This is a genomic window from Klebsiella electrica (genome assembly GCF_006711645.1).
Lineage (GTDB): Bacteria > Pseudomonadota > Gammaproteobacteria > Enterobacterales > Enterobacteriaceae > Klebsiella > Klebsiella electrica.
Window position 1 is genome coordinate 686,721 of sequence record NZ_CP041247.1, and the last position, 15,230, is coordinate 701,950.

Sequence of the window (15,230 nt, forward strand, 5' to 3'; positions counted from 1 at the left end):
CTGCCCGCGCTCTTCGCGGTCAATAGCCGACGGTGTACACCCGTCCGCTCTGTATGCCTTCCACGCTGCGGCGATAGGCCTGGGCAACGGCGGCGGCGGGGACGCTGGAGAAACCGGGGAAGAAACCGTCATAAGCGGCGAGCGACTCCGTCAATACGCCAGGGCTTATCAGGTTGATGCGGATGCCACGCGGCAGTTCGCAGGCGGCGGCGCGGACAAAGCCCTCCAGCCCGGCATTCACCGTCGTGGCGTTGACGCCCTGGGCAATCGGCTCATGGGCCACGATGCCGCTGATAAGCGTAATCGAACCGCCATCATTGAGATAATGCTGCCCGGTAAGCGCCAGGCGCACTTGCCCCAGCAGCTTGTCCTGCAGGCCCTGGTTGAAATCGCGGTCCGTCATGGACGAAAGGGGGCCAAAGAACAGATTGCCGGTGGCCGAGACAATCGCATCGATCTGGCCGACTTTTGCAAAGAGAGCGTCGACGCTCGGCTGAGAGGTGATATCTACCTGAAGGTCGCCCTGAGTGCGACCGACGCGAATGACGTCATGTTGACGGTTCAGTTCTTCGGCGACGGCGCGCCCGACGGTACCGCTGGCACCAATAACGACAATTTTCATGACTGACTCCTGATCGGTTGTGAGCCTCTATTCTTTAATAAAACAGTTATCGGATAAACTGGCTAAAAGTTAGATGATTACTAACCAAAGGTTTGTAATATGGATAAGCTACGCGCAATGGAGACGTTTATTACCGCGGTGGAGTGCGGCAGTTTTACCGACGCGGCATCGCGACTGGAGATGTCGGCGGTCATGGTCGGTAAATATATCGCCCTGACGGAGCGAGAGCTTGGTACCCGCCTGCTTGAGCGCAACACCCGGCGCCAGAGCCTGACCGATGCCGGGCGAGTCTATTATGAAGAGGCCAAACGGGTACTTGAACAGGTCGCTATCGCCGAAAGCTCGGTCGAACGATTGCGACTGGCGCCGGCCGGGACGCTGCGTATCAGCGCGCCGACCTCTTTTGGCGCCTGCGTGATTGCGCCGCTGACCGCTTCTTTTTTACAGGCGTGGCCGGATGTTCGCATCGAACTGGATCTGACTAACCGGATGATCGATCTCGTCGATGAGGGCTTTGATCTGGCGATCCGTATTGGCGATATTCACCACACCGATCTGGTGGCGAAATATCTCTGTCCTTATCGGATGGTGATTTGCGCCGCGCCCGCTTACCTGGCTCGTCACGGTACGCCAGTCGTACCGGCGGATTTGGTCGATCATCTTTGTCTGTCCCATACGGTATGGACGGCGCGCAATGAGTGGACATTGCCGGGCGCGCAAGACGCGGTGAGCTGGAAGCGCGATGCGATTTTGCGCTGCAATGATGGTTACGGCCTGCGCATGGCGGCGATAGCCGGAGCCGGGCTATTGCTGCAGCCGGAGGTCTTACTGAGCGAGGCGCTGGCCAGCGGCAAACTGGTGCGCGTGCTGGAGGCCTATACTCCCCACCCACGCCCGGTACATTTACTCTGGCGGCAGGATCTTCGTCCGCTGCCGAAGCTGACCCGCTTCGTAGAGCATGTGCTGAACGAGGGAAAGCGCTATTTATAAGCGCCGGTTATCGGGTCGCTATTTCGGGGCCTGGACGAAAGCTGGTGCGCCAGCAGGCTGGCTTCGTTTTTGAACTGGCCTGTATAGAAAGCTCCCGGTCATCCTGGTAAGATTCTGACGTCAGCATGGAAGGGCAGGGGATTTTCCCCGGAACGGCATATCTTTGGAGATAAGGTCTTAGCGCTGGCGGTTTGTTGGGGGGACGTGCGAAGTCGTCTATCAATTGAATGTTGAGCGCTTAATATTTCCAGCATAAAGCTGATATTGAATCCTTTCACAGGAAAACGATGTATGAAGCCAAAACAAGCGGAAATTCTCCGCCATTCCATGTCTCTGTTCAACAAAGAGGGGTATCAGTCGCCAAGCATTGACCGGATTTCGGAGAATGCGGGCATCTCCAAAATGACGTTCTACCGCTACTATCCGGATAAAGAAGCGCTCATCCTCGCCATTTTACAGCTGAAAGAACTCGAGTTTATGCAGGATCTGCAGAATATTGTTGCGGATAAAGCCTCGGCGCGGGAGAAGCTGTTTGCCGTTTTTGAATACTATAACGACTGGTTTAAATGCGAAGATTTTCATGGCTGCATGTTCACCCGCGCGCTCTTCGAATATGGCGCTTCTTCCCAGGCTATCCGGGTGACCTGCTCGACGTTTAAATCACGTCTCTACCAGTTTTTTTGCGACATTCTCGTGAGTGTATTGAAACCGGAACCGGCGGAACGGGTGGCGATGATGATGGTCATGCTTATCGATGGCGCAATCGCCGCCCAACAGGCTGAGTCATCTGAGTGCCGGGAGATTCCCCCGGGAATGACGGCCTGGAGTGCGGCGAAAGCACTTATTTATTCCGAAGGCGGGACGCTCTGATCATCGCGCCATGCCAGGTATTTCAAGTGCGCGTAACGTCTCCAGCAGGCGATCGTAGTAATCGTTACAGGTTTGCAGACGAAGCGCGGCGCCGAAGTACACTTCCTCCATCGCCGCGGGATGTCTTTTACCTGTCGGTACGATAACGTTATTCAGCCATCCGTCGGCGTGCCCGATATCAACCGTGATGTGTTCTGCATAATAATGCACATCGCGTTCTGTCATCCCAATACGCAGGCAACCTGCGACAAGTTTTTGATACTGGGGAGGATCGAGTAATTCTGTCATCGCCATCACGCCAAGCGATTTGTAGTAATGCTGCCGGTTAACCCCGCCAAGCATGAACGCGTTATAGCCAGCAAGTCCTTGCCAGTCATACAGATGGGTAAAATGATTATCGGGTAAGGCAATATCCCGACGCTTCAGTAAATCCTTATACAGATTGACGTGCGTGATTTCATGACTTCCCTGGCCTATCTCATCCCACAGATTCCGGGCAATTTCAGCGCGCGTTTCTGGCAGGGAACCGACAAGACCCATAGCGACCAGATCGAAAAAAAGCAGATTCAGCGCGCTGTCGCTTTTGAAGAAATAATCTATCTGTGTTGCGGAAGCTGATGTTGCGAGAAAGTCAAACAGAGGGTGATGTGAGGCCGGGTGCATCTCACACAGCTTACGCAGTTCTGCAACAATATTCCCGGCGTTGAGAACCGGTTTATGGCAAACCATGTGTTTCTTTTCCGCCCGCAGCCATTCGGACTCGATGTAATTCCGGATCCTGGTGAGCAGGGGGTGAAACTGGTTTTTGGCGGCCATGGATAGCGGCTCAGCCAGCCAGGTCTGGTAAAGCTGGAAAAGCGCGCCGAGGGCAAATTTTTTCGCCTGTAGATCGCCCGCAGTAAACGCCCTGATGCAGGTGTTTTCCATCAAATACCAGACCTTTTCTGCAAGCTGCGGAGTGGCCGTCAGCGTCAGCGAAAGTTCGTCACTGTTGATGAGCCGGTCAATCATTTCGTCCAGCGGCAGTCTGTCCATGTCAAAAGGATTATCGGAATGATGTTTGTTTCCGGCGAGAGGATTTTCAGCTGTGCGCATTAATTTATCCTTGTAAAGCGCATGGTATATATACGTTATAGTACCGATAATGGTGCTGCAAGTTTATTTTATAACTGGCGTGTATTTTTTATAATTAATTGATTTTAATGGTGTAACTTGTTTTATTTCAATAATATTAAAAAATAGTTGATGTTATTAAAAATAAAACGTTACTATTTAGTACAGTCTGAAGTGATGCAAGGAATCAGCATGCCTTACCTGTTACTCACGCTGGCGGCCCTGTTCTGGGGAGGGAATTATGTCGTTGGACATATTCTCGTTCAGGGTGCGGATCCGATTCTCATGACGGAAGCAAGATGGGCGTTAACGGCGCTGCTGCTGGTGGTGCTCTATCATCGACAAATTCGCGAAAGTCAGCAACTGCTTCGCCAGAATGCCTCTACGCTGCTGATTTTAACGCTGTGCGGGCAGGTGAGTTTTCCTTTAACCCTCTATATTGGCCTGCAGTCGACCTCCGCGCTGAATGCGGCGATTTACATGTCAGCGACCCCCTGCATGGTGCTTATTATTAATCGTCTGATTTTCCACGATCGGGTATCGGCGCGTAACTGGTTGGGCGTGATCTTTAGCACCGCCGGCGTGCTGGTCCTCCTGCTGCACGGTAACCTGAGGCAATCAGCGGGGCTGAAAAGTTTTAGCCATGGCGATCTATGGGCGATGGGATCGGCGTTGAGCTGGGCGTTGTATTGTTCGCTGCTGCGTAATAAGGATCGCCGCATACCCGCTAACGCTTTCGTTGCCGCCAGTTCATTTCTCGGCGCCCTGATTCTTATTCCGGTGGTGACTTTCTGGCTGTGGCGATACCCGACGACCTCATTCGCCGCATACCACGATATCTATTTCCTCAGCGGACTGGCGTACCTGGTGATTTTTCCCTCGTGGCTGGCCTATCTGTTCTGGAACAAAGGCATCGCCGCCATTGGTGCAACGCGTGGTGAAATTTATACCCATATTATTCCGCTTTCCGGTGGCATATTAAGTATTCTTTTTTTGCATACCCAGCCACATCTTTATCACTTGCTGAGCACGCTGTTAATTTTGACTGGGATCGCCACCTGTTCACTGGCTAAAAAAGCCACAGTGCATGCATAAATAGTAATGGAATGAGTTCATAATTTAAGGACGAATTAGCGATGTTCAGGATGTATTTGTATCTTATTCTCGCCGCAGCGGTTTCCGCGCTGGCCACGGATATGATGGTGCCGGCATTACCGATATTACAAAATGCTTTCAATACTGATTATTCGACCATTCAACTGACAATTAGCGGTTTTCTGGTGATATACGCCGGTAGCCAGTTATTATCAGGATTCATCGGCGAAAAACTGGGTAAATTACGGGTGCTGACGGCCAGTTTTTTACTTTTCCTCGCCGGAAGCATTCTTTGCTTTATGTCCGAAAGTTTAATGACGTTACTGGCTGGCAGAGCGTTACAGGCCGTAGGCGCGGGGGCCGGGCCGGTGCTTTCCAAAGCGATAGCAAAAGAGACGTTTTCCCCGCTGATCCTCAAGCGCGCGCTTTCCGATATCTCTTCGGCCAGTGCGGTTGTTCCTCTGATTGCGCCGCTGGTCGGGGCTTTGATTCTTGGGCATCTGAACTGGAACAGCCTGTTCCTTGTGATGGCCCTGTTTAGCGTCGTGACCCTGCTGTTGTCTCCGCGCGCCCTTGCGCGCCATGATGCGGCGGTGCTCCCCTCATCTTCCGGGTTTGTCACCCCGGCGTTTATCCAGGGGACGCTGCTGGTCTCACTTATCCTGAGTTCGCTGTTTTGCTATATCTCGCTGTCTCCGGCTATTTTTATGCAGCAGTTTGGTCTGAGTACGCTGAACTATTCTCTGCTTTTCTCAGCATCCGTACTGTTTTTTATCCTCGGAAATCAGATGGCGAAGTTCGAACGAATGATTAATCCGTGGGTATTGTTTATTGTTAATGCGTTGTCGGTTGTCCCTTTTATTCTTGGCAGCCATTCACTGCTCTTATGCATCGCCGGTGCGATGATTTTTAACTTAAGCCTTGGCGCTTATTACCCGACGGCGAATTTTATCGCCCTGCAAATTAAAGGCACGAAGACAGGTATTGCGGCATCGGTTACCGGGTTTATTCAGACTGTGAGCGCCGGAGCCATTAGCTTTTTCGCCGTAAAACTAACGGATACCGGTATGGGCTTCGGCAGGACGCTCGGGGTAAGCACTTTATTGCTGGCGATTTTGTCTCTGCTGGTGGTCACTACACTTAAGGTCGCACAATGGAAAACGGGTAAAAAAGAGAACACAGAGGTCCCTGAAATATAAAGCCAGGGTCTTTTCTTCACATATTAATGAACTGGTAGTGGTAAAAAGGGAGGGCAAAGAAATCACCTATTGATGATGGCAGAAAATGGGGGAGTTCATCTCTTGCTCGTATCCTGGACTCGCGACGCATGAAGCGCTGAAACAAGCGGTTGTCGATGATATCGACCGTTTTGGTATGCAGACGTCAGTCGCCATAACGCGGGAAGCAGTTCTTAGTCATCTTTTTGATATCAGAGGCTTCCATACCATCAGACTTCGCTTTCCAGTTGTTCAGAGATACCGGTTTCATGGCAGACATCCTTAACGGTACGTCCGGCTTCGACGGACTTCAGAACGGCAATGATCAGGTGTTTGGTGAATCGGGCTTTAGTATGTCGGAAGATCTCTAAAAGTGAATGATTCGTTTTGCAGGGATACTGACAATTGCTGTGGACGACGGAACAGGTATGACGACCGACTGTAAAATGTGAAGGGCGGCAATGGTCGCCGGGTCTGTTTTCAGTGCTATAATAAGTGCATTAGGCCGTGTAATTTGCACGGTATTCATTGCAGGGGAGGGACCATGGCAGCGAAACAACGCAGCACACAGAGCGTGACCATGACGGTGGAACGCGCCTTACTGGCCCGGGCGCGTGAGGCAGGCATTAACCTGAGTGCGACCCTGACAGCCGCGTTAGATGCCGAGCTTCGGCACCATGAAGCGAAAAAATGGCAGGAAGAGAACAGGGAAGCCATTGAAGCACTAAATCGTTTCCATGATGAGCATGGCTGTTTCAGCGATGAATACAGGACATTTTAACCATGCAATTCACCGTATATGCGAATACTGGTAAAAGCACCGTTTACCCTCTGCTGCTCGATGTCACCAGCGATATTATTGGACAACTGAACCGCCGGATAGTGATCCCGCTGCTGCCGGTTGACAGGTATCCGGCAGGCCACCGCCCGGATCGCCTTGTTCCCTTCGTCAGTCTGACAGACGGCAGAGAATACGCGGTAATGACCCACGAGCTGGCAAGTATCCCGGTTCAGGCGCTGGGGGCGGTGTTCTGCGATGCTGCGCAGTACCGTTCGCAGGTAAAGGCTGCAATTGATTTTCTCATTGACGGCATTTAGCCGTGATTGCCGGGCACCTGCTTCAGTTCGGCTATCGTACGCAGAAGAAAAGCTTCACTGCTTTTTGCGCCGAACGGAACTGACACATTGTTCCGTATCACTGTTTTGAAACCGTCAAACGGTCTGATTAACGACGCTTTGGTTTTTTCCTTTGTGGGTGGCTCCGCCAACCCGTATGGATGCGGCGCAACTGACGGAAGAAGGCTACTACAGCGTGTTTGGTAAGAGCGGTGCGCGTATCGAAATCCCTGGTTGTTCCCTGTGTATGGGTAACCAGGCGCGCGTGGCGGACGGTGCGACGGTGGTGTCCACTTCGACCCGTAACTTCCCGAACCGTTTAGGGACCGGCGCTAACGTTTATCTGGCCTCTGCGGAACTGGCCGCGGTCGCTTCCCTGCTCGGCAAACTGCCGACGCCGGAAGAGTACCAGACCTTCGTCGCGCAGGTGGATGAGACCGCGGCGGACACTTACCGTTATCTGAACTTCAACCAGCTTTCCCAGTACACAGAGAAGGCCGAAGGTGTGATTTTCCAGACGGTAGTGTAATCAGAAAGGAGTGGAAATAGTGCCAGGGGGGAGGGAAGGTGGCTGCCAGGTTGACCTGCATACTCAGACATCTACCAGAAGCCCAAAAGCAAAAACCCGCCTTGTGGGCGGGTTCTTTAAATAGTGGTGCCCGGACTCGGGATCATTCAGTTATCTATTAATTTGAAAATTAGCATAAATTTTATTCCTGCCTGTTGTCAAGACCCTTGGCTTGACCCGTATTTTCATATGTAGATCATGAATGCAGTGCGCCGGCCAGATAATGTTTCTGGTTTTGTCTCGGCGTGGCGATGCGTTTCTGATGCCCTTTAGGCATCCAGTTTGCGACAATTTTCGGGTTCAGGTCGATATCGACTTCATCCTGATAAAACATGGGATGGTTTATCTGCTCCTGAGCCATCGCCTGCCCGACGGCAAGCTGCTTTTCCTCATAGTGTGGGTCTTTGATTTTCAATGTTGGCGCGGTTCTGCACCAGACCATTCCCGCCTGTTTCAGGTAGCGGTGTAAGGTGGAACGGTGAAGAGTCACATCGAAAAGCCGGTTGACGATACGGGTCAGTAACTCTGTGCTCCAGCGCGAGTGCAGCCAGCCGAAATCCCCGGGGGAACGTTGTACCAACAGCGGCAAAGTCCGAAGGATATCGGCGACCGGCCACTGTGAAGCGCGCCCGGGCCGGAGGCTCTTTAAGCCGTCAACACCATATAAAGTTAACCAGTTTATCCATCTGCCGACGGACGAACGGGCGGCACAGAGCAGCCTGGCGACCTCGGTAACGGTTATTCCCCGATGCAGCATAAGCAGAGCAATAAGCCGCCGGGAATGGTTTTTATCGCGGGTTTGCCGGGCTTCTTTACGCATCAGTCGTCGTTCTTCATCAGTAATTGCTGTTATGATCGGCATTGCGCAGTCCGGTTAGTGGTTTGTTTTGATTTTGCGATTGATCAGAACGCTCAATCCGGACTGAGTTCCCTTCAGGTGATCTATTATTTTGAGAAGTTATTTAGATTTTATTTATAATTAAAAATGTGATTTATATAATAAATGAAAAGCAGCAGTGATGATACTAAATACTAACCCCATTAAATATATAATGGGGTGTATTGTTAATTAAATGGTATGTATGTAAGGCTCAACTGTAATTTTATCCTGTCTTATTTTAAATAGGACTTTATCTCCAGGCATTAATTTAAATACTTCATCATTAACAGCTTCCCCTTCTATTTTGAAAGGACCATGCTGAATTCTGATTTTTCTTTTATTGTGTATGATGTTATCAATTATCCCTATGTATTCGCCATTTTTTAAGGTGAAATTTTTATCTGATGCTTGTGATTTACCTTTTGTCTTTTTATCTATAGGATTTGTTGATAAATAGCGCATGAAATCGGCTATAAGTTTTTTAGTAATATCAGGGTTTCTGTTTTCTTTTGCATTTATTTTTTTTGATTTTAAGAAATTGGCTGCTATATTAAATGCTGATTCGATATTTTCATCAATCCTTATCATTAGCTGTAAAAATCTTTTGTCAATAATAGCCATCCCTCTACATAACTCAGGAGCAATGGCTCTTTTTATTAATAGAGCAAGATGGAAACTCCATTCTCTTAATTGGCGATCCTTATAGGCGTAGCCTTTTGTTCTGAAAGTAATATGATGGGCCGCAAAATATAATCCAGGATAATCATCTTCGGAAAAGAGTTCACTGGATTTATTCTGATTATATTCAGATAGTAATGTTCCATAGTAATAATGGACTTTATGGGGTTCTTCCAGAACTGTGGACACAAAAGATTTAATCAATGTTGGGGCGGAAGTAATAAATTGTTGTTTTATCTCTTGTTCATGATCATATTGATGAGGTCTGCGTTCATAATAATATTCATACCCAACATTGTTTCTCATCGCATTAAAAAAGTCTTCAACAAAGCGATGATATGGGCGAATTGTTGCAAATGCTTCTTTTGTAACTTGTGATTGACTGTTAGTGGTTGATATAACTTGCCCACTTAAATCAATGTCTGTGGTTTCGACAAGTTTTATTGTCACATACATATCATCAGTCAAAAGTGTTCTGTTATTATAAAGAACATGACTGGTTTGACACCCATTTACAACTTGGAATTGAGATAATTGGAAATTATCTCCAGATGGAATTATTCCCTTTGCGACGATAGTTAATCCGTTATTGAGTATAGCAAATCTGTCTCTTTCCTCTGTTTTCTTGATGGTTTGAGCTATATCATCATTAACTAGATTTTGATTACCAAGAAAGTCACGTACATTCTCAAAGAATAACCCTTTATTAATATCACCATTGCTCTTTTGTATTATCTTTACATAATCAGAACATTTTACCACACCTAAATAAGCCGATTTTGCTCCTTTTATTTTTGGGAGCGATACATGTCGTTCGAATGGTATTTCTACAAAAATGTCATTCTGTGTTTCTCTGTATAGTTTTGCAATTGCGTCTCCATCATATATATTGCATGTTACAGATGAAGATAAATATGGCATTGACCGCATATCTTGTAAGAACGTATCCTTTTGAGAAATGATGTCATTGTTACTATTATCAAAATGACCAGTGTAGACAAAATCTAATTCAATACTTGGTAAATGTTTTAATTTGGCGCTTTTATTATAAATATAGGTTTTAAGATCAAATGCTTTATGTAACTGAGTTGGTACCGCTTGTTTATCTTTGCCGAAAAAAGTCTTTACGGTTGAGGTGAATTTTAAAAAATCTCCGAAATCAAATTTAGTGGATGTTTTTGCTTGAGAAAATATGAAGTTAACCTCAAACTGTGCTCGTGTGAAATTCTCCAAATCAGTCATTTCATCAATAATTACTCCGCCAATTGAAATGGCAAAACCATCAACTCCAATACATTCGCCAGTACTGACTTTATCAAATTCAAAAGAATCATAATGATCAGATTTCAATAGACAATAATTGACGAATTTTTCAAATTGTAAATCTTGATTATCATTTTCCAAATTGTTTTTAATTACAAACTCTCGAAGCATTCCCGATAAGATTATATTATCCATAAAATACCTTCATTAATAAATAAGTGAAAATAGATATGTTGTAACACTAAATATTGAGTCAATCAATGAAAATAATGTGGTTTATTATGCGGATTTATTTTTTCTTACAAAATTGCAGGTAAACGAAACATTAGTGCCGTTTTTCCTGTTAATTCTGCTTGCTGCCATTAATTAACCGCAGTATCCCCAATTCGTGCCTGAAAATTAAGGTTCCAGGCTTGACCTCCTGAAAACTGTTACAGGCGACATACGACTCGCCTGCATCTTTTTTTATGTCGTGCGCACGGCTACACCTCTGCCGCCCCATCTTAGTTATGATTTTATTTAAATTAGAGTAAGGTTAGTATAGCCTTTATTTTATACTTATAGAAGTGTTTTTATATAAAAACAGCAAGTGCAGGAGTTAGTAGAGATCTATGTTATGGTTATTTCTGGGTTATGAAGGTCACTCCGTTTGCTGAATTGATGACCCGCAATCTGGACGACAGCGTGCAGGACGCTATTACGGCGCGGCAGGCGTAGTAATATAACAAACTAATTCACTTAGGCTTGCTAGAATAATAGAAAGCATCATATTTTGATAGTGAATGTGTATGTGATCACAAATTAATGGGGTTGGTTCGCATCTTTTTGATTGAGTGAAATTTCACTCAATTTATTTAAGTTTTAGCAGGTAGGTCACTTGTTAATAATAGATAATCTAATTAATTCATGTGTAGATAAAAGTAATAATTTTTATTGGAAATACTTGGGTTGTGTTTTACTTTAAATGAACTCAAAGCCGCCAGAATTATTTCAAGCGGCAACGTGGGAACTAGTCATCAATTGGACCAACTAGATTTTCTACTTCTTCATCTCGTGCTTGGTCTGTTTTGTTATACATTCTATAATTAATATATTTAACACTATACCTATTTGCTAGTTTAATGATTGAATCTATTTCAATGCACTTTTCTCTGCCATCGAAAGATAAAAGGTATTTTGATTTTGCATTTTTATCCGTCGCATAATCCCTTGCTTGTAAAACCCCCTTGTATAACCAACGTCTATCATGGTTTAGACCATTTCCGTTTCTTAAAACCTTTAGCTCTATAACACATGGGCCGTGTTCTTCTATCATTGCGCTAGGGCAGATGTATATATCCATTCGTCCGCTATTAACAGTTCCTTCTGATATGACGTTTTCTGGCCCTAGTTTATTTTGAAGACTATCCGCCAGCCTCGCAGATATTCTTGTCTCGGCCTTTTTGGTTAGAGTGAATTCTTTTTGACTATCCCATATCATCATTGTCGAACTAGGGTACATTAGTTCTTTTGAGTAAAAGTCATTAGTATGTCTTTCTAGATCGGAACAATTGTAAATAACCTTTTTCGTTATTATTGGGCTTGATTCCCCTTCATTTTCATCTCCTTCTGGGTATGAATTTAGAACGGAATTTTCATTTTCATATCGGGCATAGCAAAGCGTTTTTGGATTGAATTTTAATATATTATCTATCTCGGAAGAAAACATGTTCTGAATGTCAATATTACTATTGCATTTGTCATATTCAGTGTCTATTACTCTAACGCGGGATAAATTAGTATCTAATGAAAGAATTACTTTTCCTTTAATATCAATTGATGTGAATGAGAAAAAACGATTTACTTCTTGACCAAGATTTTCAAGATCACGTTTAATGTCATTAGGTACTAAGACAAATAAACAATCGCCAATGGATCTTATATCATTTGAAACTTTTATTCTATTATTTAAATAGGATTTTACTTTAACTATAAAACTATATGGATCTGCACTCGAGTTTGATGGCAGGCTACTACTTGATTCAGGGATGCTCTGTCGTGTTTTCTCAACACTATCTGGCTCCATAATGCTATTTAAATTATTTTTATTAATTTTCATTATGTTTAGCTCCCATGTTATCAAAAGCATTTTTTAAGTAAGCAATGTAACGATGAATTCCTTCTCTTGTGGTCTGACTGCGTTCTTGAGGAAATAAATGCGATATTGCTTCTTTTGTAAAATTATTATCGGGGGTAGATATATCTACACCAAGCCCATCGGAAACTATTTTATAGTGTATTTCAAAATTATTTATTTCGTGTATCTGTATTTTTGATAAATATGTTAAAGATCTGAAGAATTCACGCAAAAAGATTGAGTAGTTTTCAAGAATTGTATCGTCATTTATTTCTTCGGTTATATCTAACCCTTCCTTTGTTATTCTATAATTCCCTTTAAGCCAAAAACCATGTTCATCTTTTATCGCAACTACACTTTGTGACTCAACAAGTTGTTGGGCCACCAATATCCCAATATCAAGCTGAGCTCTTGGAAAATAAGGGCCTCGTCTGTGCTTTAATGTATAATGGTTAGGCATTTTCACATCAGAAACAGGGGACAATACATTTGCAAGATATATAAGTTTATGCAGCATATCCATGGCTATAGGATATATTCCATTTCTTTCAGCGGCCTCAAAAAATAAAAGTAACCATCCCCTTGACGAAAGTTCAATGTTATCTTTCATCTGCGATATCCTCATAGTCCTCAGGGTATACTGCTTTAGAAAACATTAAATTATACTCATTCCAATTATTTTTTAATGATAAATTTGGAGCCGCAAGATTTAGTAAATTAATAATATGTTTACTTCTATTTTCACGACAGATTCCATCTGCTGTTTTTATTGATGTTTCTTGGCCTAATTTATTAAGAATGATATCACTATCAGACTTATCGTATGTGGCAGGTGAAGAAATAGCCCCCAATAGAGCTGGAATCATTTCACTTTTATTTAAATTGGTGCTTGCTAAGAAAATGTTTTTCCCATCTTGGGCATTAGCAAACTCTCTGAATAATCTACTTGCTTCATGTATAAATAAGCTGTCCAAACTAGCTTCTGGTGTTTCCATAACAACCATTGCGGGTGATTGGTTTTCCGCACTAATAACATCAATCAGAGATAATCGAAATGCTAAGTCTATGAATTCCTTCTGAGATTCCGATACAGAGTCGGCAGTCTCTCTCTTTGATGGCTCTCTATCAAAAACACCAGATGTCATTAATACCTTAAAACATGGGAAATCAATTGCGGAAATTCCTTGGCCAATTTTTCTTGATTGGGTTTCATAACGGATAAAAACTCTTTCTGCTAATAGATTCTTGCTGTAATATTTAAACCTCTGCTCAAGCAGTTTCATTTTCACATTTAGTTTTTCATTATTAATTGTTAAAATGTTTAAATACTTTGCATTTGCTTCGTTTCGTATATTATTTTGCTCACGGAGTTCTATTTCTCTAAAATCTATTATGCGTTGGAGTTCCTGTTTTTCAGTTTCGTCTAGGGGCATGTTTTTTTCAAGATTTTTAACTCTGTTTTGAGATGCTTTCAATTCTAGCATTGAGTCTCTAAGTATGTTTTCAATTACATACACACCTTCTTTTAATTCTTCAATAATAGTTGTTTTAGAAGATATAGAATCTTCTAATATATCCATTTTTGCATATAAAATTTTAAGTTCATTATTTAAATGCTCAATGGAGTGATCATTTTTTTCTTTACCTTCTATTTGTGAATTACAAATAGGGCATCGCTTATCTAAAGAAAACTTTTTACGAAAATAATCAGGGCTGGCACTTTCGTTCCCACATGCCAGGCATCCGGCTCCAGAATTTAAGCTCTTTAGTATATACTCTAATGTCGCATCGTTATCTGGTAGGTAATGTCCATATATTAAATGCTGGTTGTAGTCTATTGCATATTTTAATTCATCTAGATCTCTGGAATAAGTCGCCTTTGCTAATCTTTCATCTTCCAATATGTTTTTTTGATTGATGTAATTATCTTGTGATTCTTTAAAGGCCTCTTCTAGAGCTGATAGTTTTGTTTTCTCCAATATATATGTGGCCCTATTTTTCTCTGATTCAGCATCGCTTTTTTCTTTTAATCTATCTCTAATTGTTGTTAACGAGGCATTTAAATTCCTGTATTTGCTATCTGCTTTTTGAGCGATATCATATTGTTTTACAGCTTCTCTAGATGATTCTGCGTCAAAAAATAAAATACGCATCATTTCAAATTGAGCTCGATTATCCCAAATAAGCTCTGTCCTATCTTCTAAGAAGAATAGCAAGTATTTAATTATATAATAAAAATCTACATAATCGGCTGCCCCGGAAAGTTCGATAATTTGTCTTTCATATTCATCCTGTGATGCTTCTAAAATAACCCCATTTTTAGATAACCCAACTACTTCAAGATTAGATAGTTTCCTTTCAATCTCGAGGATATTATCGCCAAATGATACTTTACATTTAATGAAAGAATTAATTGCTCCATCTTTAACTCGATTACGGAAGAATGAATTTTTTCTCCATTGTGCCAATGTATGGCCGGTACTTCCCAGAAGTGCCGTATCGCTTTTGGGGATATCTTTGGGACCTACTAAGAGTCTAAATAACGCACTTAGTAATGTTGTTTTTCCTAATCCATTTACACCAATAATTAAGTGAATGCCACCATTAAGCTCATGAGATATACCATCATTATTCTCATTTTTATATATCTGAAACCCTTTTATATCAATACTGCGTATTACAGGGAAACAAATCATGATATT

General features: G+C 43.6%; 11 protein-coding genes and 4 pseudogenes. 7 read left to right on the forward strand and 8 right to left on the reverse strand.

The features are described from left to right. Positions 1-19: 19 nt before the first annotated feature. On the reverse strand, positions 20-622 hold the full coding sequence (locus tag Electrica_RS03330) for a short chain dehydrogenase (protein WP_141963423.1): 603 nt from the start codon (positions 620-622) through the stop codon (positions 20-22). A gap of 99 nt (positions 623-721) precedes the next feature. Between Electrica_RS03330 and Electrica_RS03335 the strand changes: the two genes are divergently transcribed. Beyond that, complete coding sequence (locus Electrica_RS03335) at positions 722-1,612, forward strand: LysR family transcriptional regulator (RefSeq protein WP_100683478.1); 891 nt, start codon at positions 722-724, stop codon at positions 1,610-1,612. 291 nt (positions 1,613-1,903) lie between these two features. Then, on the forward strand, positions 1,904-2,482 hold the full coding sequence (locus Electrica_RS03340) for a TetR/AcrR family transcriptional regulator (RefSeq protein ID WP_141963425.1): 579 nt from the start codon (positions 1,904-1,906) through the stop codon (positions 2,480-2,482). On the opposite strand, the pseudogene Electrica_RS03345 reads toward Electrica_RS03340, so the two are convergent. Further along, a pseudogene (locus Electrica_RS03345) lies at positions 2,458-3,517 on the reverse strand (iron-containing redox enzyme family protein). The gene Electrica_RS03340 and the pseudogene Electrica_RS03345 sit on opposite strands and share 25 nt — an antisense overlap. Positions 3,518-3,787: 270 nt before the next feature. On the opposite strand from Electrica_RS03345, the gene Electrica_RS03350 reads away from it, so the two are divergent. Then, positions 3,788-4,690 (forward strand): DMT family transporter, encoded by a 903-nt coding sequence (locus tag Electrica_RS03350; protein WP_141963429.1) that lies wholly within the window; start codon positions 3,788-3,790, stop codon positions 4,688-4,690. A gap of 41 nt (positions 4,691-4,731) precedes the next feature. Then, positions 4,732-5,889: an MFS transporter gene (locus Electrica_RS03355; RefSeq protein ID WP_141963431.1), complete on the forward strand. Its 1,158-nt coding sequence runs from the start codon at positions 4,732-4,734 to the stop codon at positions 5,887-5,889. Between the two features lie 217 nt (positions 5,890-6,106). Here Electrica_RS03355 and Electrica_RS03360 read toward each other — a convergent pair. After that, positions 6,107-6,272 (reverse strand): annotated as a pseudogene (locus tag Electrica_RS03360) (transposase); the annotation flags it as partial. Positions 6,273-6,451: 179 nt separating this feature from the next. Here Electrica_RS03360 and Electrica_RS03365 point away from each other — a divergent pair. From Electrica_RS03365 to Electrica_RS03375, 3 genes and pseudogenes are all read left to right on the forward strand, one after another. Continuing rightward, the gene (locus Electrica_RS03365; protein WP_100683473.1) at positions 6,452-6,688 is read left to right on the forward strand and encodes a type II toxin-antitoxin system CcdA family antitoxin; all 237 of its coding nucleotides are present in this window, start codon (positions 6,452-6,454) and stop codon (positions 6,686-6,688) included. A 2-nt stretch (positions 6,689-6,690) separates the two neighbouring features. Beyond that, a complete protein-coding gene (locus tag Electrica_RS03370; RefSeq protein ID WP_100683472.1) occupies positions 6,691-7,005 on the forward strand; it encodes a CcdB family protein in 315 nt (104 codons plus the stop codon). A gap of 151 nt (positions 7,006-7,156) precedes the next feature. Next, positions 7,157-7,552: pseudogene (locus Electrica_RS03375) on the forward strand (aconitase family protein); the annotation flags it as partial. Between the two features lie 238 nt (positions 7,553-7,790). Here Electrica_RS03375 and Electrica_RS03380 read toward each other — a convergent pair. The 5 genes and pseudogenes from Electrica_RS03380 to Electrica_RS03400 form a co-directional block, all read right to left on the reverse strand. Beyond that, positions 7,791-8,453 (reverse strand): annotated as a pseudogene (locus Electrica_RS03380) (IS630 family transposase); the annotation flags it as partial. A gap of 207 nt (positions 8,454-8,660) precedes the next feature. Next, positions 8,661-10,607, reverse strand: a complete 1,947-nt coding sequence (locus tag Electrica_RS03385) for an AIPR family protein (protein WP_141963433.1) — start codon at positions 10,605-10,607, stop codon at positions 8,661-8,663. An 814-nt stretch (positions 10,608-11,421) separates the two neighbouring features. Next, positions 11,422-12,510, reverse strand: a complete 1,089-nt coding sequence (locus Electrica_RS03390) for a hypothetical protein (protein WP_141963435.1) — start codon at positions 12,508-12,510, stop codon at positions 11,422-11,424. Next, positions 12,500-13,138, reverse strand: coding sequence for a hypothetical protein (locus Electrica_RS03395; RefSeq protein ID WP_141963437.1), 639 nt, complete (start codon positions 13,136-13,138; stop codon positions 12,500-12,502). The genes Electrica_RS03390 and Electrica_RS03395 overlap by 11 nt, the downstream gene beginning before the upstream one ends. Next, complete coding sequence (locus Electrica_RS03400) at positions 13,128-15,224, reverse strand: AAA family ATPase (RefSeq protein WP_141963439.1); 2,097 nt, start codon at positions 15,222-15,224, stop codon at positions 13,128-13,130. Before Electrica_RS03400 ends, Electrica_RS03395 begins: the two co-directional genes overlap by 11 nt. Between the last annotated feature and the right edge of the window lie 6 nt (positions 15,225-15,230).

Excerpts from the sequence above, each read along its gene's own strand:
- Electrica_RS03330 (WP_141963423.1), bottom strand. The coding sequence starts at position 622 with ATGAAAATTGTCGTTATTGGTGCCAGCGGTACCGTCGGGCGCGCCGTC.
- Electrica_RS03335 (WP_100683478.1), top strand. The coding sequence starts at position 722 with ATGGATAAGCTACGCGCAATGGAGACGTTTATTACCGCGGTGGAGTGC.
- Electrica_RS03340 (WP_141963425.1), top strand. The coding sequence starts at position 1,904 with ATGAAGCCAAAACAAGCGGAAATTCTCCGCCATTCCATGTCTCTGTTC.
- Electrica_RS03350 (WP_141963429.1), top strand. The coding sequence starts at position 3,788 with ATGCCTTACCTGTTACTCACGCTGGCGGCCCTGTTCTGGGGAGGGAAT.
- Electrica_RS03355 (WP_141963431.1), top strand. The coding sequence starts at position 4,732 with ATGTTCAGGATGTATTTGTATCTTATTCTCGCCGCAGCGGTTTCCGCG.
- Electrica_RS03365 (WP_100683473.1), top strand. The coding sequence starts at position 6,452 with ATGGCAGCGAAACAACGCAGCACACAGAGCGTGACCATGACGGTGGAA.
- Electrica_RS03370 (WP_100683472.1), top strand. The coding sequence starts at position 6,691 with ATGCAATTCACCGTATATGCGAATACTGGTAAAAGCACCGTTTACCCT.
- Electrica_RS03385 (WP_141963433.1), bottom strand. The coding sequence starts at position 10,607 with ATGGATAATATAATCTTATCGGGAATGCTTCGAGAGTTTGTAATTAAA.
- Electrica_RS03390 (WP_141963435.1), bottom strand. The coding sequence starts at position 12,510 with ATGAAAATTAATAAAAATAATTTAAATAGCATTATGGAGCCAGATAGT.
- Electrica_RS03395 (WP_141963437.1), bottom strand. The coding sequence starts at position 13,138 with ATGAAAGATAACATTGAACTTTCGTCAAGGGGATGGTTACTTTTATTT.
- Electrica_RS03400 (WP_141963439.1), bottom strand. The coding sequence starts at position 15,224 with ATGATTTGTTTCCCTGTAATACGCAGTATTGATATAAAAGGGTTTCAG.